The organism is Paracoccus sediminilitoris, from assembly GCF_003259195.1.
In the GTDB taxonomy this organism is placed as follows: domain Bacteria; phylum Pseudomonadota; class Alphaproteobacteria; order Rhodobacterales; family Rhodobacteraceae; genus Paracoccus; species Paracoccus sediminilitoris.
This window is the reverse complement of the sequence record NZ_QJPK01000001.1, coordinates 681,041-702,106: the sequence shown is the minus strand read 5'-3', so window position 1 is coordinate 702,106 and position 21,066 is coordinate 681,041. Positions and strand designations below refer to the sequence as shown.

Below are 21,066 nucleotides of genomic sequence, written 5' to 3'. Positions count from 1 at the left end.
CAAAAAGCCGGGCCATTTGGCCCGGCTTTTCTCATTTCGTCAGGATCAGCTTGCCTGCCCGCGTGATGCGCAGCTGGTAGACTTGGTCATCCAGCGTGATCAGGGCCTGGTTTCCGCCTTGGGTCAGCTTTTCGGCATCATGCAGCGGCAGATGCGCGAAAACCGAGGTCGAGCCGGGGCGGTTGAATTCTGCGGGGCGTGTTGCGGTCATGATCAGCCTCTTGCTATGGCGCGAGTATACCTAAAGCTGACAAATTTGTTCAGGAATGTCAAAGTATTTTGGTCGGATTTAATCCGGAAGGCGGTTCATTGACGCAAGATACTGATATCGCGTAATATTGAACCGCCTTTCCTGTGTTCGATCAGCCCTCGAAGCAGGCGATGATCGTATCGGCCAGACCGGTCAGGATGGCGTCATAGCTCTCCGCATTGCCATCAGCGCCCTCCGGGCTCAGCTCGCCTCCGGTGCGGGTGTCGGTGCCTTCGGTGACGGTTGCCAGCAGGGACGGATCATGGGCGAATTCGGGAAAGGCACAGACAGCCTTGGTGGCGATGACCTGGTCGCGCACAAGCTGAACCCGCGCCGCCGAGGGTGTGGCCGCATCGCCCAGGGACAGGGCAACCGCCGATTTCAGCCCGAAATGCTGGGTGAAATAGGAATAGGCGTCATGGAAGACCACGAAGCTGGTATCGGACCAAGGGGCGAGGCGTTCCGACAGGGACGTGTCCAGCGCGGCAATCCTTTCGGCGGCGGCCCGCGCATTCTGCCGGTAGGTTTCGGCGTTCTGCGGGTCCTGTTCCGACAGGGTGGCGGCGATGCTGTCCAGCCACGGGCCGGCATTTTGCGGGTTCAGCCACGCATGCGGGTCGATGCCTTCGTGATCGTGGCCCTGATGCCCGCCTTCCTGGCCGTGATCTTCACGATCCCCGTGATCTTCAGGGGCCTCATGGTCGCCGTGGTCGTGCCCTTGATGCTCATGCCCGCCTTCATCATAGCGCTGCAGGATGGTCCCATCGACCGTCAGCAGACGCAGCTGCCGCGTGTCCTCGGCCAGGTTTTCCGCCGAGCGTTCCAGCCAGGGCGTCAGTTCCGGCCCCATCCAGACCAGCAGATCGGCGCCCTGCAGCGACCGTGCATCCGACGGCCGCATTGTGTATTGATGCGCGCTGGCCGCACGCGGCAGCAGGATATGCACGGTGCCCAGATCGCCCATCACCTCTTGGACAAGGGCGCCGGTGGGGGACATGTCCGTGACGACATCGGGGGCCGCGAAGGCGGGCAGGGCGGTCATGGTCAGGGTCGCGGCAAGAAGGGGCAGGCGGGGCATCGACATCTCCGATCGGGGTTTGTTGCGATGGGCGGGTTCTGTGTGTTATAGAGTAACAAGTCAACACAATTGTAATAAAGTAACGCGACAGCGTGAAAGGCTGACCCATCCGTGACCGATGACGCAATCGCCGCGGCCTTCGAGCCGCATGATCATCAAGAATGCGCCCACCGCGCCTTGGACGAGGCTGCCGCCCGCCTGAAGGATCAGGGCGCGCGGCTGACGCCCGTGCGCCGCCGCACGCTGGAGATCCTGCTGGAAAGTCACCGCGCCATGGGTGCCTATGACGTTCTGGACCGGCTGGCCGCCGAAGGCTTCGGACGCCAGCCTCCCGTCGCCTATCGGGCGCTGGAATTTCTGGTGCAGCATGGGCTGGCGCATCGGCTTCAGCGGTTGAACGCCTTTGCGGCTTGCCTGCATCCGGGGGACGATCATCACCCGGTCTTCCTGATCTGCCGTAGCTGCGACCGGGTCGCCGAGGCCCCCGTCACCCCGATCCGCGACGCGCTGGCGCAGGTGGCCAAGGCGGGCGGGTTCCGGGTCGAACGCGCCACGATCGAGGCGTTGGGGCTGTGCGCGACCTGCGCCGCATCGGATGCCGGGGCGCCATGCTGATTCGGGCCGAGGCCATGACCATCCATCGCCCCGGCACCGTCGATCCGGTGCTGGCCGATGTCGATTTCCACATCGCCCCCGGAGAGATCGTGACCGTGGTCGGCCCGAACGGGTCGGGCAAGTCGTCGCTGATCCGGGCTTTGCTGGGCCAGATGGGCTTGGCCGCGGGCCGGGTGACCCGTCAGGCCGGGCTGCGCATCGGCTATGTGCCGCAGCGGGTGCAGCTGGATACCGCCATCCCGATGACGGTGCGGCGCTTCCTGTCGCTGCCGACCCGTGTCACCGACGCCGAGGCCTCCGCCGTGCTGGAACGGACCGGCGTGCCGGGACTGGGCGCGCGCCAGTTGACCCAGCTGTCGGGTGGCCAGTTTCAGCGCGTGCTGCTGGCCCGCGCCCTGCTGCGGTCACCGCATCTGCTGGTGCTGGACGAACCGACGCAGGGGCTGGATCAGCCAGGCATTGTCGCCTTCTATCAGCTGATCGAGGATGTCCGCCGCCAGACCGGCGCCGCCGTCCTGATGGTCAGCCATGACCTGCTGGTGGTGATGCGGTCCTCGGACCGGGTGGTCTGCCTGAACGGCCATATCTGCTGCGAGGGCACCCCCCAGCATGTCAGCGGCGCCCCCGAATACCGCGCCCTGTTCGGCGCCGAGGCGCAGGGCATGCTGGCCCTTTACCAGCACCACCATGACCACGATCACGACCATGCGCATGATTGCGACCACACCCATCACGCGGCCCATTCAGCCTGACGAAAGACCACCATGCTTGACGATTTCTTCTTCCGCGCGGTTCTGGCCGGGCTAGGGCTGGCGCTGGTCGCGGGACCGCTCGGCAGCTTTGTCGTGTGGCGGCGCATGGCCTATTTCGGCGATTCGACCGCCCATGCGGCGATCCTGGGCGTGGCGCTGGCGCTGGCCTTTGATCTGTCCATCTATGTCGGGACGCTTGCAGTGGCGGTCGCGATGGCCTGCCTGGTGTCGACGCTGGTGGCGCGGGGGCAGGCGATGGACACGATGCTGGGCGTGCTGTCCCACACGGCGCTGGCCTTCGGTCTGGTGGCGATCAGCTTCGTGCCAAGCGCGCGGTCCGATCTCAACGGTTACCTGTTCGGGGATATTCTGGCCGTCGGTCGGTTCGATCTGGCGCTGATCTGGGTGGGGGCGGCGCTGGTTCTTGGCCTGCTGATCCTGCGATGGCAGCGCCTTGTCACCAGCAGTCTGAACGAGGAACTGGCCATGGCCGCGGGGATCGATCCGCGCATCGAACGTCTGGTCCTGTCGCTGGCCCTAGCCGTCGTCGTCGCCTTGGCGATTCGAGTGGTGGGGTCATTGCTGATTTCCGCGATGCTGATCGTTCCGGCGGCGGCAGCCCGCGGATGGGCGGGTTCCCCCGAGCGGATGGCCGCCGTCGCTGCGCTGATTGCCGCCGGTTCGGTCATCGCAGGGTTGTATTCCAGCCTGCATCTGGACACACCCGCCGGCCCCTCGATCGTTGCATCGGCTGCAATATTTTTCCTGCTCTCGCAGGCGTTTCGGCGCGGTTAGTGCGGATATGTCACAGTAATTTCCGGCGTTTGACAAAGCAGGGAACGAAGCGGCGAAACGGGGGTTGGCCAATATGCAACAGTGCATGCAGCCCCACGATTGATTCATTTCAATCCAGCTTTTCAAGTGACGGGGTTTGTGTAACTGTCGCAGCGATGTTGCCGGAAACGGCAGCCTTCAATCGAAACGGAGCATGATCATGACCAAATTCGCTACTTTCGCTGCCGCCCTCGGCCTGACCGCAACCTCGGCTCTGGCCGGTGGCTACGTCGCACCCGTCGTCGAAGTTGAGCCCGTCGTCGTCGAGGAGCAGCCCGCTTCCTCGAACGCCGGTCTGGTTGTCCCCGCCCTGCTGCTGCTGGGCGTCATCGCTGCAGTCGCTTCGGACGACGACGACAGCTGATCTCGAAGCGGATCTTCCTGATCCGTTTCCAAAAGGGCTGGCCATTGGTCGGCCCTTTTTCTTTTGTCCGGACGCCACCCATTCAGGCAACAGATGCGGACAAGAAAAAGCCGGCCCTGCAGGGCCGGCTTTTCGCATTTCAGGCATGACGGTTCTCAGGGGCGCAGCGTCTGCACCGTGATATAGCCCAAGCCCGGTCCGACCCATTGGCGCGACACGGGGATCTGTCCGCCCTGCACCATATAGCTGTTTTGGAAGGTCACGCCGTGGCCCGCGCAATCTTCGGTAATGACGCCAGGATTGGGGCCGGGGCCGGTGGTGCAATCGAATTGCAGCGGGCGTTCCAGACCGTCGCCCCCCAGATACCGCATGATGCGCGTGCCGCGCCCCGACTGGCCGGCACGGATCAGCGCTTCGGTGCCCGGTTCGGCCACGGCCAGGTCGCGGCCCAGGCCCTTGGTGCCGACCAGCATGCCGTTGCGCAGGATGACGGCCTCTTCGGCGGGGGTCATATAGGTGCGCATCGCGCCATTCTGACCGGTCATGGCCAGGATCTGGGTGCGGCCCAGCCCTTCGAAGCCCACCTGGATCAGCGGGCCGGGATTGACGCGCAGCGCCTCGGCCACGCGTTCCTGCGCGGATTTCGGGGCAGCGGCCGGGGCGGGTTCGGCGGTGCGGGCGCTGATCGCCTGTTGTACCGTCCGGGCCAGAACAGAGGCCGGGGTCGTCCCGCCTTCGTCCGGTCCCTGGTTGCTGCAGGCGGCCAGCGCCGCCAGCAGGGTCAGCGCCATCGCGCCATTGCGGGCCTGTGCCATGTTCATCGCCAGAAGCTCCCCCAGCCTTGATAGAGTTTGACGGTCTGGCTGTCGCGGACCTTGTCGTACAGACGGTCGTTGACCTCCAGCCGGGCGCCGCCGTCGCGCGACAGGGACCGGATCGTGGTGCTGGCGCGGTCGCGGGTCGGCGTGCCGGTGGCCCAGCTGATCGGGATCGACAGGGTGATGCCCTTGTCGAAGCTGCCCTCGCCGAATTCCTCGGCGCTGAGATCGGTCTTGGTGGCAAAGGCGCCGACGCGCCAGCCGTTCTCGAATTCGCGGGTCAGGGTGACGGTCGCGCCCTTGTCGCCCGCCAGATACTGGCCGACATCCAGCTGGGCCGTGAAGCCCTGGCTGAATTCGTAATAGGCCGAGACATGGCCGGTCGTGACCTCATAGTCGCGGAAATCCAGCAGCCCGTCGAAGTCGCGCTTGCGGACGCGGTTCACCTCGGCGCCGAAGGCCAGGGGCGAATTCGCGGGCTTCCACAGCACTTCGGCGGAAACACCGCCATAGGCCTGCTCCAACAGGCCGACGGTCACGCGGCTGTAGACCTGTTCGGTGGGCCGGGCGAACCAAGCCAGCGTCAGTTCGGGAATGACCGGGCTGGTATTGCCCGAATACATCCGCGTGTCCGACCGCACGCGAGGCACGCCTTCGGGCGTGGTTTCCAGGCTGGGATCGGCCAGGTATTCCTCGGCGGTGTAATGATCGCCGCGCACGCCGTTGTTTTCGGATGCGGGGATCCCCGGACCGCGCTGTTCCTTGTCGCCAAAGGCGCGCTGCCGGATCGCGCCGGTCAGCACCAGGCCGGGGGTGATCTCGTAACTTGCGCGGGCCTCGGCCCCGACCTCATAGCGCAGCGGTTCCTCGGGGTCGAAGAGGCCGAGGTCCAGATAGGGCCCGACGCGCCAGCGAAAGCGCGGGAACAGATCTTCGGTCATGGTCAGGTCGCCTTGGCGCAGCGGCGCATCCGACAGCGCGCTGGCTGCGGCGATCTTGCCGGCCTCGGTGTTTTCCAGCCGTTCCACGTCGGACCGCCGCAGCGTGACCGAAGACGCCGGAACCCCATCGGCCGAGGATGTGATGACGAAGGTTTCCACCGAGGGCGGCAGCGCCCGCGTCATCAGGCGCGCGGTGCGGCCGATGGCCTGAGCCTGCTGGACATAGCGCTGGTTGCGGATGCGGACCTCGGCGCGGGTGGGCGACAGGGCCATGCTTTCCAGCAGTTGGCCCTCACCGGCCAGCGCGTCCGACAGCGACTTCTGGATGGCGGGTTGCGCGGTGGGGTCCTGCGCCCATTGGCCGGACCAGCCTTCGGGATCGGCATCGCGGGCGGGACGCGGGCGGACCGGCGCGGGCGCCTTTTCCAGCCCCGAGGGATAGGCGGATTCGCGCGGGTTCAGCGCGACGGTGAACTGCGCGCCGACGGTCTCGCCGCCGATGACATAGGCGCCGACCTCATAGTTACGACCGAACTTGTAGTTGGCGCCGAAGTTCAGGTTGCCCGGTTCCTTGTCGCCCTGCTGGAAGGTGTTCAGATTGCCGTTCCGCAGGCGATAGCTGCTGCGATAGACGTCGTTGGAATATTCCGCCGTGACGCTCAGCTTGTCGTTGACCTGCATGTTGATCGAGGCAAAGGGCTTGGCCCCGCCGCTGAACCAGTTTTCGACATTGGCGGTGCCGCCTTCGTCGGTGGCGTCGATCACCCGCGGCTTGCCCGCCAGCGTCCCCCAGCCAAGGCCCGCGCTGGCGCGGATGCGGGGGGTGATGTCGCGGGTAGCGACGATGTATTCGCCCGAATAGACGCCAGTGCCCAGGAAATCCTGCACGCCGACGGATACCGCAGGCCGCCAGCCCTCTTGTTCGACCACCTGGTAGCGCAGGTCGAAGGACCGGTCATAGATGAAGCCGTCATCGCGGAAATCGCTGATGCCCTCGACCCGGCTGTAACGCAGGGCGGCGGTCAGCTGCGGCAGCACCTGGAAGACCACGTTGGTGCGCAGCGCATAGTCCGATTTCGAGATGGTCGCCCCCAACGTGCCTTCGGGCAGGGTCTCGGCGGTGGGGGTGTCGATCCCGCCCGGCATGCCATAGCTGGACATGTTTCGGGCCAGCATCGGGTCGGCGATGGCATAGCCTGCACCGACCAGAACGGCCAGGGGCAGGGTGGTGGCCATCAGCTGGCTGGTCAGGCGCGAGCGGCGCATCGGCGTCTTCCTTTCGGCGGGCGGGGGCTGAAGGTGGCAGTGGCATTTCAGGACGGTGCCATGGACTTGGGCCTTGGCAGGGTTCGCGGCGCGCATCGACACACGAATGCGTGAACGCGCCGCGACGGGATCAGCCGGCGGCAGGCGTCTCGGCAGGCGTTTCGGCGGCGGCGGCGGTGGCAGGCTGGGCGACCGATGCGCAGCCCTGCTGCGTCTGGCCGCTGACCGTCAGGCGGGCCGTCAGCGGGTATTTCTGGTCCGCCATCGTGTCCTGGCATTCGGTGGCCGTCATGTTCAGCACGAAGGGCCGGCCGTTCAGGACGCCGATATATTCCACGCCGCGATCAAAGACGATGCGCCTGACCTCGATCTGGCGACCCGACTGGTTTTCCGGCGTGCGATAGGTGGCCGAGGTTCCGCCGACCTCGACGTTCCAGAAAGGCTCGTTTCCGCGGGCGACGAAATTCGTGGCGCGATAGGTCAGCGGCTCGGCGGTCGGGATGGGCTTGGCGGGCGCGGCGCCGGTCTCGATCGGTTCCACCAGGGGCGAGACGGCGGGCGGGCGGGGCTTGGCGGGATCTTCGGCTTCGGGTTCGGACTGGTCCAGCCCGATATTGCGGCGCAGGTCGGCCATGGACTGCGTGTCGCAGGCCGTCAGGGGAAGGCTGATCAGCGCAAGAAGCGCAAGACGGATGGGCAGTTGGGGGAACATGGGGTCTGGCCTTGTGGTTCGGTCTGGATCACTGTCCGTCAAGCGTTACCAATCACGCGCCCGTGGGGCAAGCGTCACGCCCCAAGGCGGGCGGTCGCCCGCCTTTCGCATGGCCGGGGGCGGATAGATGCGGCGGTCGGTTGAACAAATGATAATCCAACCGCCTCTGGCCATCCAAAGCAGGTGTCTATATTGCGCCGAACTGGCCTCCAGCCCTTGCCGCCCATTGATTTGCCAAGAAAAGCGGGCAAGGGTCGACGGGATATCTGTTCCTTGCTTCGGGTCTTGCCAGTCATGTCATCATCAGCGGGTCCGGAACGACTTGTCACCCCCACCGCGCATCGATTTGCCTGGGATGACGGGGTCATGGGCCGCGCCATCCGGGATTTCGACTGGTCCCAGACACCGCTTGGCCCGATCGAGCAATGGTCCACCGCCCTTCTCAGCGCGGTGCGCATCCTTTTGGGTCAGCGTCACGCCGCCTGCATGTTCTGGGGGCCGGAACTGACGATGCTGTATAACGACGCCTATGCGCCGGCTTTAGGCAGAAAGGAAAGCCGTGCCTTGGGGCAGCCTTTCCGCACCATCTGGGCGGATGTCTGGGAGGACGTGAAACCACTGGTCGACGTGGCATTGTCCGGTCGCGGCACCTACAGCGAAGAAATGCGCCTGGTGATGACCCGCAACGGGTTTGACGAGGAAACCTTCTGGACCTTCAGCTATGGCCCGCTCTATGACGATGATGGCACGGTGGCCGGTCTGATCAACATCACCGTCGACGTGACCGAGGTCGTGCTGGCCCGCCGCAACCAGCAGATCATGCAACAGGAATTGCTGCACCGGATCAAGAACATCCTGTCGGTTACCTCGACCGTCGTGTCGGCCAGCCTGCGCAACGCCACCTCGATCCAGGAGGCGCGCGACTCGGTCGGCGCGCGCATCATGGCGCTGGCCCGCGCCCAGGGGCTGTTCACGGAACTGGGCGACAGCGCCGAGATCACCGATGTCATGGCGCGGTCCATCGGCGCGCATCTGGATGGCGGTGATCGCATCCGGCTTGGCGGTCCTGCCGTGCGGCTGAGTTCGCAACAGGCGGTCGGACTGTCGCTGGCGCTGTACGAGTTGTCGACCAATGCTGCGAAATACGGCGCGCTGTCGGTCCCCGAAGGGGCTGTTGACCTGACCTGGGCCGTGCAAGGCGACGCGTTTTCCCTGGACTGGATCGAACGTGGCGGCGCCCCTGTCCGGCCACCCGAGCGTGAAGGCTTTGGGTCGAAGCTGGTCAACATGATCGTCCCCACCTATTTCGAAGGCGATGGCGATGTCAGCTTCGACCCGGCGGGCCTGCGTTACCACCTGCGCGGACGGCTCAGCGCCTAGCAGTTCGGGACGTTCACGGCCAAGCCGCCAAGCGAGGTTTCCTTATACTTGTCGGACATGTCGCGGCCGGTCTGACGCATGGTCTCGATGGCCACGTCCAGCGACACGATGTGATGGCCATCGCCGCGCATCGACAGGCTGGCCGCGCTGATCGCCTTGATCGCGCCGAGGCCGTTTCTTTCGATGCAGGGCACCTGGACCAGTCCCGCCACCGGGTCGCAGGTCATCCCCAGGTGATGCTCCAGCGCGATCTCGGCGGCATTCTCGATCTGGCGTGGCGTGCCGCCCAGCACGGCGGCAAGGCCCGCGGCGGCCATGGCCGATGCCGACCCCACCTCGGCCTGGCAGCCGCATTCCGCCCCCGAGATCGAGGCGTTGTGCTTGATCAGCCCGCCCACCGCCGCCGCCGTCAGCAGGAAATCGGGCAGCAGGCGTTCGGACGCCCCCGGCACATGGTCCAGCCAGTACCGGATGACCGCCGGCATGGTGCCCGCCGCGCCGTTGGTGGGGGCCGTGACGACCTGGCCGCCGGCGGCGTTCTCCTCGTTCACGGCCATGGCATAGGTCGACATCCAGTCGTTGATGATATGGGGCGCGGTCATGTTCATGCCGCGTTCGGCCATCAGCTTTTCGTGGATGCCCTTGGCCCGTCGGCGCACCTTCAGCCCGCCGGGCAGGATGCCGTCCGTGGTCAGCCCGCGATCCATGCAGTCGCGCATCACCTGCCAGATCTGCATCAGCCCGTCATGCAGTTCGGGTCGCGACCGGAAGCACAGCTCGTTCTCCTCCTTCATGCGGGCGATGGACTTGCCGGACGCCTCGGCCATGTCCAGCATCTGCTGGGCCGTGGCGAAGGGAAAGGGGACGCTGCTGCTGGCGTCGCTGCGGTCTTCGTCATGGCGGCGCGCCAGTTCCTCGTCGGTCATGACGAAGCCGCCGCCGATCGAGTAGTAGATCTGATGGAAGATCACGTCCCCTTGGGCATCGGTGGCCGACAGCGTCATGCCATTGGCATGGCCGGGCAGGGCGTGGTCGTAATCGAAGCGCAGGTCCCGGTCGGGGTCGAACTGCAACGGTTCCAGCCGCGGCGGGGTGATGCGATGGGTGTCACGGATGGCCTGCAGGGCCGCTTCGGCGGCCTCGGGGTCCATGGTGGCGGGGGTGAAGCCGGCCAGCCCCAGGATGGTGGCACGATCCGTCGCATGCCCCTTGCCGGTGAAGGCCAGGCTGCCATGCAGGCTGGCCCGCAGTCCATGCGCCTGAAAGGGCTGCAGCCGCAGGGCGTCCAGAAAGCGCGATGCCGCCACCATCGGTCCCATCGTGTGGGACGATGACGGACCGACCCCCACCTTCAGCAGGTCGAACACCGACAGAAACATGAGATCCCCCTTGCAAATGCTGGCCCCATCTAATCAGGACCGGCGCGACGCTGCCATAGCTGGACGCGACCATTCAGGGGTCCAGTTGCGACATGCCCATCCCCTTGGGTCTGACGCGTCATATGGTTAAAATTATAGCAATATGCTAATTAAATAAGCAATAAGGGGCCGCCTGTGAAATGGGCAGGGTGGGGGTCCTCTGCCCTTCTTGCAGGCTGCCCGTCATCGGTAAAGGAACAGGATATGGATTTGCCAGACCCGATCATTCTTGGCGACACGCGCCTGGGGCCTCCGGTTTTCCTGGCCCCGATGGCCGGGATCACCGATGTGCCCTTCAGGCGGGCCGTCGCGCGTTTCGGCGCAGGATTGCTGGTCAGCGAGATGGTCGCCTCGACCGAGATGGTGACGCCCCGGCCGTCGAACCGCGCCTCGGTCCGCGCCAAGGCCCTGACCGAGGGCGCGCTGCCCGTCAGCGTGCAGATCGCCGGGCGCGAACCCGCCCCCATGGCCGAAACCGCCCGCATCGTCGAAGGCATGGGCGCCCGTGTCATCGACATCAACATGGGCTGCCCCGCCAAGAAGGTCACGGGCGGTCTGTCCGGCGCGGCGCTGATGCGCGATCTGGATCTGGCGCTGTCGCTGATCGATGCGGTCGTGGGCGCGGTCGATGTGCCGGTGACGCTGAAGATGCGCCTGGGCTGGGACGATGATTGCCTGAATGCCGCCGATCTGTCGGCACGGGCGCGCGATGCCGGGGTGGCGATGCTGACCGTGCATGGCCGCACGCGGGCGCAGTTCTACAAGGGGCAGGCCGACTGGACCGCGATCCGCGCCGTGTCCAACCTGCCGGGCCGTCCGCCCTTGGTCGCCAATGGCGACGTGGTCGACGCGGACAGCGCCCGCGCCGCATTGGCGCAATCGGGGGCCGAGGCGGTGATGGTGGGCCGGGGCGCGCAGGGTGCGCCATGGCGGCTGGCGCAGATCGCCCATCAGCTGTGGGGGACGCCCGCGCCGGTCATCCCGCGCGGCGACGCGCTGGCCGACCTGGTCCAGGACCACTACGAGGACATGATGGCGTTCTATGGCCCCGAGCTGGGCCTGCGCGTCGCGCGCAAGCATCTGGGCTGGTATGCCGAGGCGAACGACGCCCCCCTGCGCGCCCAGATGCTGCGCGCCGATACGCCTGGCGCCACCATCGCGCTGATCCGACAGGCCTTTGCCGATGCCCCCGGCGATCAGACCGGAAGGGCCGCCGCATGACCCACCGCCCCAGGGATTTCGTCGATGCGGTGACCGGCCCCGGGCTGGATGCGCTGCCCATGCCGGCGTTGATCCTGGATGCGAAGGGCCGCGTGGCCGCGATGAACGATGCGGCGGAAATCTGGCTGAACATGTCGCGCACCTCGACACTGGGCAAGGCGCTGGACGGCGATGACATGGCGACCCGCCTGCGCATCGCGCCCAGCCTGCGCCCGCTGATGGGCCGCGTGCTGGCCAGCGACGAGGCGCTGTACCAGAACGCCGTCCGCTTCGAGATCGGCGACCGGGCAGGCGGCCATCAGGCCCGCCGCGCCGTCGTCCATGCCGCCCCCGCGCCCGAAACCGGCGGAGCGGTGGTGTTCCTGATCGTGCCGCAGGATGACGACAGCCTGCTGCAAAGCCGCAGCGTGCGCAGCGCCGCGCGCAGCGCCATCGGCATGTCGGAAATGCTGGCGCATGAGATCAAGAACCCCCTGGCCGGTATCCGCGGCGCGGCCCAGTTGATGGCGATGAATGCCACCCCCGAAGACCGCGAGATGGCCGAGATGATCGTCAGCGAATCGCGCCGGATCGTCGCGCTGCTGGAACAGGTGGAACGCTTCGGCGACACCTCGGCGCCCAAGCTGGCGGCGCTGAACGTGCATGACGTGCTGGAACAGGTGCGCCGGTCGGCGGCGGTGGGGTTCGGGCGCGACGTGGCGATCGTGACCGATTACGACCCGTCCCTGCCCGTGGCGCTGGCCGATGCCGACCAGTTGACGCAGGTCTGCCTGAACCTGGTCAAGAATGCCTCCGAGGCGCTGGCGGGCAAGGCGGGCGGGACGATCAAGCTGCGCAGCTTCTATGACCACACCCTGCGCCTGCCGCCCGACGACGCCGACCCCACGGGGCGCCCGCTGCCCCTGCAGATCGAGATCGAGGATAACGGCCCCGGCTTTCCCGCCAGCATCGCCGACCAGGTGTTCGAGCCCTTCGTCTCGGGCCGGGAGAACGGCACCGGGCTGGGACTGGCGCTGGTCAGCAAGATCATCACCGACCACGGCGCGCTGATCCGCGTGGACAGCCGCCCCGGTCGCACCGTGTTTCGCATATCACTGCCCAAGGCATAAGGACCTGACATCATGGACGGAACCGTTCTGATCGCCGATGACGACCGCACCATCCGCACGGTGCTGACGCAGGCGCTGACGCGCGCGGGATGCCGCGTCCATGCGACCGGCAGCCTGGCGCAGCTGTCCAAATGGGTCGAGGAGGGGCGGGGCGACCTGGTCATCACCGACGTGATGATGCCCGACGGCAACGGCATCGACCGCATCCCCGCCATCCGCGAGGCGCGCCCCGACCTGCCGGTCATCGTGATCTCGGCGCAGAACACCATCGTGACGGCAATCCGCGCGACCGAGGCGGATGCCTTTGAATACCTGCCCAAGCCCTTCGACCTGCCGGACCTGATGGGCAAGGCCAACCAGGCTCTGTCGCGCCGTCCGCGCAAGTCCGACCCCGTCCCCGAGGCGCTGCCGGTCCCGCGCGAGGCCGCCGATCCGGCCATGCCGCTGATCGGGCATGCGCCCAGCATGCAGGCCCTGTTCCGCATGGTGGCGCGGGTGCTGAACGCCGATCTGCCGGTGATCATCGCCGGCGAGGCGGGCGTGGGCAAGACCACCATCGCGCGAAGCTTCCACGACCTGTCGGACCGGCGCGACCGGGGGCTGGCGATCCTGACATCATCGGATGCGGGCGAGGATGCGATCAACCGCGCCGCCGACAAGGCGCGCGGCGGTACCATCATCATCGAGAACCCCGCGGGCTTTGATCCCGCCGCGCAGGCCCGCCTGATCGGCATGATCGAGGTGCTGGAATCGGGGCCCGACCGCGCCAGCGCCCCGCGCATCGTCACCACCACCGGGCCCGATCCACAGGCCGATGTCAGCAACGGGCGGCTGCGGTCGGACCTGTATTACCGCCTGGCGGGGGTGACGGTCAGCGTGCCGCCGCTTCGCGCGCGCGTGGACGACATCCTGCCGCTGGCCGCGCATCTGCTGGCCCGCGCGGCGGCGCAGGGCTTGCCGGAACGCGATCTGGCCGATGATGCCGCGGCCCTGCTGCGCGCTCATCCCTTCCCCGGCAACGTGCGCGAGCTGGAAAACATGATGCGCCGCTTGGCCCTGACGGCCAGCGGCGCGATGATCAGCGCCTCGGAAATGCGCGAGGCCCTGTCCCAGCAGACGGGCAGTCGCCCCTCGGCGGTCGCGCCGGTCAGCATGGCCAGCACCATCACCGCCGAACCCGCCAGCGCCGCGCCGGTCGCGCCGGGCAATTCGCGCCTGTCGGATTCGGTCGAGGCGCATCTGCAGCGGTATTTCGACCTGCACGGGGACGCGCTGCCGCCTCCGGGGCTCTATGACCGCATCCTACGCGAGGTCGAGCGTCCGCTGCTGCAGGTGGCGCTGGATGCGACGGGGGGCAACCAGCTGCGTTGCGCCGATCTGCTGGGCATCAACCGCAACACGCTGCGCAAGAAACTGACCGAGCTGAATATCGAGGTGACACGGCGCCGCAAACTGATGTAAAACCGCCACAGGGCGCAGCGACAAGGTCACGCGCTGCCCGCCAATGAAAGCCGCGCAGACGGCGAGTGGGGGTTATGACAGGCCTAGTGACAGGGCTCAGCTGGGACAGGTTGGCCCGTATCCGTATGCCGCGACAATGGCGCGGGTTTCTGACCTGGGGCATCGTGCTTACGGGCGTGGTGCTGGCCGCTGCCACATTCGCGGTCATGGGGCCTTTCGGGCGGGGCATGCAGGGGGAAACGCTGCGGCTGGTGCTGCTGGCCGACCTGGTCTTCCTGCTGGTGCTGATCGGCTTCATCGTGGCCCGCATGGCGCGCCTGATCGCCGCGCGCCGGCGTGCGGGCCCGGCCTCCAAGCTGCATGGGCGGCTGGTGATGATCTTTGGCGGGCTGGCGCTGGTGCCGACGGTTCTGGTCGCGCTGTTTGCCGGTTTCCTGGTCAATATCGGGCTGGAGGGCTGGTTTTCCGACCGGGTTCAGCAGGTCGTCACCACGTCCCAGGCCGCGGCCGAAGCCTATCAGGCCGAACATCGTCGCGACCTGTCGCAGGATGCGCGCGCCTTGGCCAATGTCCTGACCCAGGCCGGCCGCGCCAATCCCCTGATCGAAGACGGAGAGATGCGCCAGCTGCTGGCGCAGGGGCAGGGCCTGATCCAACGCGGCCTGCGCGAGGCCTATATCATCAATGGCAACGCAGAGATCCGCGCGCGCGGCGAACGCAGCTATCTGTTCTGGTACGAGGCGCCGACCAGCGACCAGCTGGACCTGGCCCAGACCCAGGGCCTGACCCTGATCGAGGATTGGGACAACGACGAATTCCGCGCCCTTGTCGCGCTGCCCCCGCTGGCGGACCGCTATCTTTACGTCACGCGCGACGTGGATGGCAGCCTGCTAGGGCTGTTGGACGACACCCGCGCCACGGTCGGCGATTACCGTCAGCTGGAGGAGATGCGGTCCCAGGTGCTGCTGGAATTTTCGCTGGTCTATCTGGGCTTTGCGCTGCTGCTGGTGGCGGCGGCGATCTGGCTGGGCCTGTGGTTCGCCAGCAGGTTGTCGCGCCCCATCGGGCTGTTGGCGCGGGCCAGCGAACAGGTCGGGCAGGGCAATCTGGACCTGCAGATCCCCGAACCCAAGACCGGCGACGAGATCCAGACCCTGGGCCAATCCTTCAACCGCATGACCCGCCAGTTGAAGATGCAGCGCGAGGAGCTGATCGAGAGCTATCGCGTCAGCGACGAACAGCGGCGTCTGTTCGACAACGTGCTGACCTCGGTCACGTCGGGGGTGATCGGGCTGGACGCGGCGGGGGAAATCGATTTCGTCAACAGGTCCGCCAGTCGTCTGCTGGGGCTGGATGCCAAGGGCGATATCGACGCGCTGCTGTCACGGGTGGTGCCGGAATTCGCGCCGCTGTTCGAACGCCTGTCGGGATCGGTCGCGGAAACCATCCAGGACGAGGTCCGCATCATCCGCGAGGGCCGCGCCGAAAGCCTGCTGGTGCGCATGGCCGTGCGCCGCAATGCCGATGGTGCGCTGGAGGGTTTCGTGGTGGCCTTCGACGACGTGACCGAACTGGTCAGCGCGCAGCGCATGGCCGCCTGGGGCGATGTCGCCCGCCGCGTCGCGCACGAGATCAAGAACCCGCTGACCCCCATCCAGCTGTCCGCCGAACGCCTGCGCCGCAAGTTCGGCCCGCTGGCACCCGAATCCGAACGCGCGGCGCTGGAGCAATATACCGATGTGATCATCCGCCAGACGGGCGACCTGCGCCGGATCGTCGACGAATTCAGCCGCTTTGCCCGCATGCCCGAACCCGACCGCGCCGAGACCGACATGGCGGCCCTGCTGCGCGACGTGGTGCTGTTGCAGCAGGATGCGCTGAACGATGCGCTGATCGTCGACATTCCCGCCGACCCCGTCATCGTGGATTGCGACGGCGGCATGCTGCGCCAGGCGCTGAACAACCTGCTGAAGAACGCGGGCGAGGCGGTCGAGGAACGCGTGGCCGCCGAACCCGACATCCAGCCGCGCGTCAGCGTCCAGATGGAGGTGCAGCCCGATCTGGTCTGCATCCGCATCACCGACAACGGCCCGGGACTTCCCGCCGACCGGTCGCGGCTGTTCGAACCCTATGTCACGATGAAAAGCCAGGGCACCGGCCTTGGCCTGCCCATCGTCAAGAAGATCGTCGAGGAGCATGGCGGCAGCCTGTCCCTGACGGATGCGCCCGACAGGCCGGGCGCCATGGCCGAGATCCGGCTGCCACGGGAGCGGCACCCCATGCGCGCGCCCCAACGCAAGAGCAGACAAGAAAAAGACGAGGCGACACTATGAGCGATATTCTGATCGTCGATGACGAACGGGACATCCGCGAACTGATCGCGGACATCCTGAAGGACGAGGGGTTCGAGACCCGGCTGGCGGCCAATTCCGACGATGCGGTGGCGGCGCTGAACGACCGCGAACCTTCGCTGATGATCCTGGACATCTGGCTGAAGGACAGCCGCATGGACGGGATCGACATCCTGAAGCAGGTCAAGCGCAACAACCCCGACGTGCCTGTGATCATCATTTCCGGCCACGGCAATATCGAGATCGCGGTCGCGGCCATCAAGCAGGGGGCCTATGACTTCATCGAGAAGCCCTTCAACATCGACCAGCTGATGGTGGTCATCAACCGCGCCATGGAAACCAGCCGGTTGCGCCGCGAAAACAGCACGTTGCGGCGCGGTGGCGACAAGGCGACCGAGATGCTGGGCCATTCGGTCGCCTTCAAGCGCCTGCGCGACGGGCTGGACAAGGTCGCGCGGTCGAACGGGCGGGTGATGCTGGCGGGGGAACCCGGCACCGGCAAGGAGATGGCCGCGCGCTATATCCACGCCCACAGCCCGCGTGCCTCCGCGCCCTTCATCACCGTTCCCTGCGCCACGATCGAGCCCGAGCGCATGGAGGAGGTGCTGTTCGGCCGCGAAACCCCTGAACGCGGCATCGAGCCTGGCCTGCTGGAGCAGGCGCATGGCGGCATCATCTATTTCGACGAGGTTGGCGACATGCCCTTGGGCACCCAGCCCAAGATCCTGCGCGTGCTGACCGAACAGCAATTCGTGCGGGCGGGGGGCGCGGACCGGGTCCGGGTGGACCTGCGGGTGCTGTCGTCGACGAACCGCGATCTGGTCGCCGAAATCGCCGCAGGGCGCTTCCGGCAGGAGCTGTTCGACCGGCTGAACGTGGTGCCTTTGGCGGTGCCCTCGCTGGCCGATCGGCGCGACGACATCGCGCTGCTGGCGGAACATTTCATCCAGCATTTCCACAAGACCCAAGGCCTGCCCCCGCGCGAGCTGCCCGAGGACACGGTGGCGGCGCTGCAATCGATGCGCTGGCCGGGCAACATCCGCCAGCTGCGCAACGTGATCGAGCGCGTGCTGATCCTGGCTGAGGAGACGGGGCCGATCCAGCCATCGGAACTGGAACCGCAGGGCGCGACCCCCGACAATGCCGAGGCGCTGAGCCTTGGTCCGCAGGTCACCGCCATGGCCCTGCGCGAGGCGCGCGAGATGTTCGAACGCGAATACCTGGTCGCCCAGATCAACCGCTTCGGCGGCAATATCAGCCGCACCGCACAATTCGTCGGCATGGAGCGCAGCGCCCTGCATCGCAAGCTGAAATCCCTGGGCGTCGTGGGCGGCATGCGCAGCGACGAGGACATGGTGCTGGGCAAGTGACGCGCAGGTGACGGGTGCGGGGCGCTTGCGCGTCACCGCGCCCCGGCATAGGCATGGACGGCGTCCCAATGTGGGGCGCGGACGGCAAGAGGGCTGTGGATGAAGATCATCATTTGCGGGGCCGGGCAGGTCGGTTGGCAGATTGCGCGCCACCTGTCTGGGGAACGCAACGACGTCACGGTCATCGACAACAACCCCGAACTGATCCGCCGCGCCACCGACGCGCTGGATGTGCAGGGCGTCACCGGTTTCGCCAGCCATCCCGACGTCCTGGACCGAGCGGGGGCGCGCGACGCCGACCTGATCATCGCCGCCACCCATTCCGACGAGGTGAACATGGTCACCTGCCAAGTGGCCCATTCCGTCTTTCAGGTGCCGCGCAAGATCGCGCGCCTGCGGTCGGGGGCCTATCTGGACGCGATCTATTCCGATCTGTACCGCACCGAACATCTGCCCATCGACGTGGTCATCAGCCCCGAACGCGAGGTCGCGCTAGCCGCGCTGCAGCGGCTGTCGGCACCCTCGACCTTCGATGTCGAGACTTTCATGGACGGCAAGATCCACATGTTGGGGATCGACCTGGAACCCGACTGCCCGGCGCTGAACACGCCCTTGCGCCAGTTGACCGAACTGTTTTCCAGCCTGCGGGCCATCGTGGCGGGCGTGCGCCGCGACGGGCGTCTTTTCGCCCCCGAGGCGGGCGACCAGCTGTTCGCGGGCGACCAGATCTATGTCTTCAGCCATGTCGATGACGTGCCGCGCACACTGGATATCTTTGGCAAGCCGCCGCAGAAGCAGGAACGCGTCACCATCATCGGGGCGGGCAATGTGGGCCTGGCCGTGGCGCAGACGCTGGAAAACCGCGCCGATCGCATCCGTGCCAAGCTGATCGAACGCGACCGCGCCCGCGCCGAATTCGCCGCCGACCGGCTGGAACGTACCATCGTGCTTAACGGCGACGGCTTGTCGGCCGAACTGCTGGACGAAGCCGGCGTGCCGCAGGCCGATGCCGTGCTGGCCGTGACCGATGACGACAAGACGAACATCCTGGCATCCGTGCGCGCCAAGCAGGCGGGCGCCAAGATGGCCATCGCGCTGATCAACGATCCCACGCTGGTGCCGCTGATGGGCGCGCTGGACATCGACGCCTATATCAACCCGCGCGCGACGACCGTCTCCACGATCCTGCGCCATATCCGCCACGGGCGGGTGCGCGACATCTATTCCATCGGCGATGCCGAGGCCGAGGTGATGGAGGCGCAGGTCCTGTCGACCAGCCCCATGTCGGGCCGCGCCATCCGCGACATCGAATTCCCCGAAGGCGCGTTGCTGGGCGCGGTGCGCAAGGGCGACAAGGTCATCAAGCCCCTGGCCGACACCCGCATCGAGGAAGGCGACATCGTCCTGATCTTCGCGCTGACCAAGGATGTTCACGAGGTCGAGCGCCTGCTGCAAGTCTCGATCGACTTCTTCTAGGGGCGCGCGATGATCCGCATCCTTCAGCGCCTGCCGCTTCTGGTCCTGCTGAGCGGGATCGTCGCGCTGACGATGCTGATCCCGGCATCCTTCGCATCCGTCACAAATGACGAGGTGATCGCGCGCACCTTCTTTTATGCCGCGCTGTTCATCCTGATCTTCTGCGGACTGATCGGGCTGGCCACCCATGCCAACCCCCGCCCGCAAAGATCGCGCGAGACGTTGCTGACGATGCTGGGGGTCTTCGGGCTGCTGCCGCTGCTGATGGCGCTGCCCTTCGCCGAAAGCCTGCCCGATACCGGGTTCTTCAACGCCTGGTGGGAAATGGTGTCGTCGCTGACGACGACGGGGGCCTCGCTCTATTCGGCGGACCTGCTGCCTGCGCCCCTGCATCTGTGGCGGTCGCTGGTGGGCTGGATGGGCGGGTTCTTCGTGTTGATCTCGGCGGTGGCGATCCTGGCGCCGCTGCGCGTCGGCGGGTTCGAGATCATGTCCAGCCCCTATGGCCGCGACGAATACATCCAGCAATTGCCCCGTTCGGCCGATCCGCGCCAGCCGGTGTCGCATCTGTCGGACCCCCGCCATGACAGCCGCACCGCGGATCCGGGCGTGCGGCTGATCCGGGCGGCCAAGCAGGTCGGGCCGGTCTACTTGGCGCTGACGCTGGCCCTGTGGATCGGGCTGCTGCTGCTGGGTGATCCGTCCTTTCTGGCGCTGACCCGCGCGATGGGCACGCTGTCCACATCGGGCATATCCCCGGTCATCGGCCAGACCGGAGAGATGTCGGGCGTGGCCGGCGAAATGCTGATCTTTGTCTTCCTGATCCCCGCCCTGTCGCGCCGCTTCTGGCCCGGCGGCGGAGAGCTGCGCGCGACCGAGACCCTGCGCGAGGACCCTGAATTGCAGATGGCCGCCGCGATGGTGATCCTGGTCAGCGCGGTGCTGTTCCTGCGCCATTTCCTGGGTGCGATCGACGCGGCCGGTGCCGGCCCCAACATGCCCCCGATGCTGGCCGATCTGGTCAACGGGCTGTCGGCGCTGTGGGGGGTGATGTTCAACGCGCTCAGCTATCTGACGACGACGGGGTGGAACTCGGTCGACTGGCAGGGCGCGCGCGCCTGGTCGGGGCTGAGCGCGCCGGGGCTGATCCTGGCGGGTCTGGCGATGATGGGCGGCGGCATCGCCACCACGGCGGGGGGCGTCAAGCTGCTGCGCGTCTATGCCCTGGCCCGCCACGGCGAAAGGGAAATGGAACGGATCGTCCATCCCAGCTCGGTGTCGGGGGGCGGGCGCATCGCGCGGCGGCTGCGGCGCGAGGGGGCCTATCTGGCCTTCATCTTCTTCATGCTGTTCGCCATGTCCATCGCCGCCGTCGTCACGCTGGTGTCGATCCACGCCATCGAATTCGAAACCGCCACCATCCTGTCGATCGCCGCGCTGACGAATACCGGGCCCCTGGCGGGCGCCATCCCCCTGACCCCCGCCTTCGAGGCCAGCGCCGGCATCGCATCCGCCCCCTGGGAGGGCTGGTCGGGCCTGCCGGTCTTTACCAAGATCGTGCTGGCCTTCGCGATGATCCTTGGACGGATCGAAACCCTGGCCGTCCTGGCGCTGTTTTCCCCGGAATTCTGGCGCCGCTGAACCGGGTGT

Annotated in this window: 18 protein-coding genes; 12 read left to right on the top strand and 6 right to left on the bottom strand. The window is 66.7% G+C overall.

Annotated features, from left to right (window positions below):
• Positions 1-31: 31 nt before the first annotated feature.
• Positions 32-211 (bottom strand): hemin uptake protein HemP, encoded by a 180-nt coding sequence (gene hemP, locus DKT70_RS03410; protein WP_072295448.1) that lies wholly within the window; start codon positions 209-211, stop codon positions 32-34.
• A 151-nt stretch (positions 212-362) separates the two neighbouring features.
• Entirely contained in the window at positions 363-1,328 is a 966-nt protein-coding gene (locus DKT70_RS03405; RefSeq protein WP_111557916.1) for a zinc ABC transporter substrate-binding protein, read from the bottom strand.
• Positions 1,329-1,439: 111 nt separating this feature from the next.
• Between DKT70_RS03405 and DKT70_RS03400 the strand changes: the two genes are divergently transcribed.
• The 4 genes from DKT70_RS03400 to DKT70_RS03385 all read left to right on the top strand — a co-directional run bounded on the left by DKT70_RS03400 (position 1,440) and on the right by DKT70_RS03385 (position 3,893).
• The gene (locus DKT70_RS03400; RefSeq protein WP_199559516.1) at positions 1,440-1,943 is read left to right on the top strand and encodes a Fur family transcriptional regulator; all 504 of its coding nucleotides are present in this window, start codon (positions 1,440-1,442) and stop codon (positions 1,941-1,943) included.
• On the top strand, positions 1,937-2,695 hold the full coding sequence (locus DKT70_RS03395; protein ID WP_111557914.1) for a metal ABC transporter ATP-binding protein: 759 nt from the start codon (positions 1,937-1,939) through the stop codon (positions 2,693-2,695). The genes DKT70_RS03400 and DKT70_RS03395 overlap by 7 nt, the downstream gene beginning before the upstream one ends.
• 12 nt (positions 2,696-2,707) lie before the next feature.
• Positions 2,708-3,490 (top strand): metal ABC transporter permease, encoded by a 783-nt coding sequence (locus tag DKT70_RS03390; RefSeq protein ID WP_111557789.1) that lies wholly within the window; start codon positions 2,708-2,710, stop codon positions 3,488-3,490.
• Positions 3,491-3,683: 193 nt separating this feature from the next.
• The gene (locus tag DKT70_RS03385; protein ID WP_072295445.1) at positions 3,684-3,893 is read left to right on the top strand and encodes a hypothetical protein; all 210 of its coding nucleotides are present in this window, start codon (positions 3,684-3,686) and stop codon (positions 3,891-3,893) included.
• 155 nt (positions 3,894-4,048) lie between these two features.
• On the opposite strand, the gene DKT70_RS03380 is transcribed toward DKT70_RS03385, so the two are convergent.
• The 3 genes from DKT70_RS03380 to DKT70_RS03370 all read right to left on the bottom strand — a co-directional run bounded on the left by DKT70_RS03380 (position 4,049) and on the right by DKT70_RS03370 (position 7,630).
• On the bottom strand, positions 4,049-4,708 hold the full coding sequence (locus DKT70_RS03380; protein WP_233490398.1) for a YjbF family lipoprotein: 660 nt from the start codon (positions 4,706-4,708) through the stop codon (positions 4,049-4,051).
• A 2-nt stretch (positions 4,709-4,710) separates the two neighbouring features.
• Positions 4,711-6,918: a YjbH domain-containing protein gene (locus DKT70_RS03375; RefSeq protein WP_111557787.1), complete on the bottom strand. Its 2,208-nt coding sequence runs from the start codon at positions 6,916-6,918 to the stop codon at positions 4,711-4,713.
• A gap of 130 nt (positions 6,919-7,048) precedes the next feature.
• A complete protein-coding gene (locus DKT70_RS03370; RefSeq protein ID WP_111557786.1) occupies positions 7,049-7,630 on the bottom strand; it encodes a COG3650 family protein in 582 nt (193 codons plus the stop codon).
• 366 nt (positions 7,631-7,996) lie between these two features.
• On the opposite strand from DKT70_RS03370, the gene DKT70_RS03365 reads away from it, so the two are divergent.
• Complete coding sequence (locus tag DKT70_RS03365) at positions 7,997-9,010, top strand: sensor histidine kinase (protein WP_111557785.1); 1,014 nt, start codon at positions 7,997-7,999, stop codon at positions 9,008-9,010.
• Here the strand turns inward: DKT70_RS03365 and DKT70_RS03360 are convergent.
• Positions 9,007-10,389, bottom strand: coding sequence for an L-serine ammonia-lyase (locus DKT70_RS03360; RefSeq protein WP_111557784.1), 1,383 nt, complete (start codon positions 10,387-10,389; stop codon positions 9,007-9,009). The two genes, DKT70_RS03365 and DKT70_RS03360, sit on opposite strands and share 4 nt — an antisense overlap.
• Positions 10,390-10,632: 243 nt before the next feature.
• Between DKT70_RS03360 and dusB the strand changes: the two genes are divergently transcribed.
• The 7 genes from dusB (at position 10,633) to DKT70_RS03325 (ending at position 21,057) form a co-directional block, all read left to right on the top strand.
• Positions 10,633-11,649, top strand: coding sequence for a tRNA dihydrouridine synthase DusB (dusB, locus tag DKT70_RS03355; RefSeq protein WP_111557783.1), 1,017 nt, complete (start codon positions 10,633-10,635; stop codon positions 11,647-11,649).
• Entirely contained in the window at positions 11,646-12,758 is a 1,113-nt protein-coding gene (locus DKT70_RS03350) for a two-component system sensor histidine kinase NtrB (RefSeq protein ID WP_111557782.1), read from the top strand. Before dusB ends, DKT70_RS03350 begins: the two co-directional genes overlap by 4 nt.
• Positions 12,759-12,770: 12 nt before the next feature.
• Positions 12,771-14,219, top strand: coding sequence for a response regulator (locus DKT70_RS03345; RefSeq protein ID WP_111557781.1), 1,449 nt, complete (start codon positions 12,771-12,773; stop codon positions 14,217-14,219).
• A 74-nt stretch (positions 14,220-14,293) separates the two neighbouring features.
• A complete protein-coding gene (locus DKT70_RS03340; RefSeq protein WP_111557780.1) occupies positions 14,294-16,552 on the top strand; it encodes a sensor histidine kinase NtrY-like in 2,259 nt (752 codons plus the stop codon).
• The gene (ntrX, locus tag DKT70_RS03335) at positions 16,549-17,940 is read left to right on the top strand and encodes a nitrogen assimilation response regulator NtrX (protein ID WP_111557779.1); all 1,392 of its coding nucleotides are present in this window, start codon (positions 16,549-16,551) and stop codon (positions 17,938-17,940) included. Before DKT70_RS03340 ends, ntrX begins: the two co-directional genes overlap by 4 nt.
• 99 nt (positions 17,941-18,039) lie before the next feature.
• Positions 18,040-19,416 (top strand): Trk system potassium transporter TrkA, encoded by a 1,377-nt coding sequence (trkA, locus tag DKT70_RS03330; RefSeq protein ID WP_072295435.1) that lies wholly within the window; start codon positions 18,040-18,042, stop codon positions 19,414-19,416.
• Positions 19,417-19,425: 9 nt separating this feature from the next.
• Positions 19,426-21,057, top strand: a complete 1,632-nt coding sequence (locus DKT70_RS03325; protein ID WP_233490397.1) for a TrkH family potassium uptake protein — start codon at positions 19,426-19,428, stop codon at positions 21,055-21,057.
• Positions 21,058-21,066 lie beyond the last annotated feature (9 nt).

Coding starts and splice junctions, on each gene's coding strand:
- hemP (WP_072295448.1), bottom strand. CDS start 211: ATGACCGCAACACGCCCCGCAGAATTCAACCGCCCCGGCTCGACCTCG.
- DKT70_RS03405 (WP_111557916.1), bottom strand. CDS start 1,328: ATGCCCCGCCTGCCCCTTCTTGCCGCGACCCTGACCATGACCGCCCTG.
- DKT70_RS03395 (WP_111557914.1), top strand. CDS start 1,937: ATGCTGATTCGGGCCGAGGCCATGACCATCCATCGCCCCGGCACCGTC.
- DKT70_RS03390 (WP_111557789.1), top strand. CDS start 2,708: ATGCTTGACGATTTCTTCTTCCGCGCGGTTCTGGCCGGGCTAGGGCTG.
- DKT70_RS03385 (WP_072295445.1), top strand. CDS start 3,684: ATGATCATGACCAAATTCGCTACTTTCGCTGCCGCCCTCGGCCTGACC.
- DKT70_RS03380 (WP_233490398.1), bottom strand. CDS start 4,708: ATGGCACAGGCCCGCAATGGCGCGATGGCGCTGACCCTGCTGGCGGCG.
- DKT70_RS03375 (WP_111557787.1), bottom strand. CDS start 6,918: ATGCGCCGCTCGCGCCTGACCAGCCAGCTGATGGCCACCACCCTGCCC.
- DKT70_RS03370 (WP_111557786.1), bottom strand. CDS start 7,630: ATGTTCCCCCAACTGCCCATCCGTCTTGCGCTTCTTGCGCTGATCAGC.
- DKT70_RS03365 (WP_111557785.1), top strand. CDS start 7,997: ATGGGCCGCGCCATCCGGGATTTCGACTGGTCCCAGACACCGCTTGGC.
- DKT70_RS03360 (WP_111557784.1), bottom strand. CDS start 10,389: ATGTTTCTGTCGGTGTTCGACCTGCTGAAGGTGGGGGTCGGTCCGTCA.
- dusB (WP_111557783.1), top strand. CDS start 10,633: ATGGATTTGCCAGACCCGATCATTCTTGGCGACACGCGCCTGGGGCCT.
- DKT70_RS03350 (WP_111557782.1), top strand. CDS start 11,646: ATGACCCACCGCCCCAGGGATTTCGTCGATGCGGTGACCGGCCCCGGG.
- DKT70_RS03345 (WP_111557781.1), top strand. CDS start 12,771: ATGGACGGAACCGTTCTGATCGCCGATGACGACCGCACCATCCGCACG.
- DKT70_RS03340 (WP_111557780.1), top strand. CDS start 14,294: ATGACAGGCCTAGTGACAGGGCTCAGCTGGGACAGGTTGGCCCGTATC.
- ntrX (WP_111557779.1), top strand. CDS start 16,549: ATGAGCGATATTCTGATCGTCGATGACGAACGGGACATCCGCGAACTG.
- trkA (WP_072295435.1), top strand. CDS start 18,040: ATGAAGATCATCATTTGCGGGGCCGGGCAGGTCGGTTGGCAGATTGCG.
- DKT70_RS03325 (WP_233490397.1), top strand. CDS start 19,426: ATGATCCGCATCCTTCAGCGCCTGCCGCTTCTGGTCCTGCTGAGCGGG.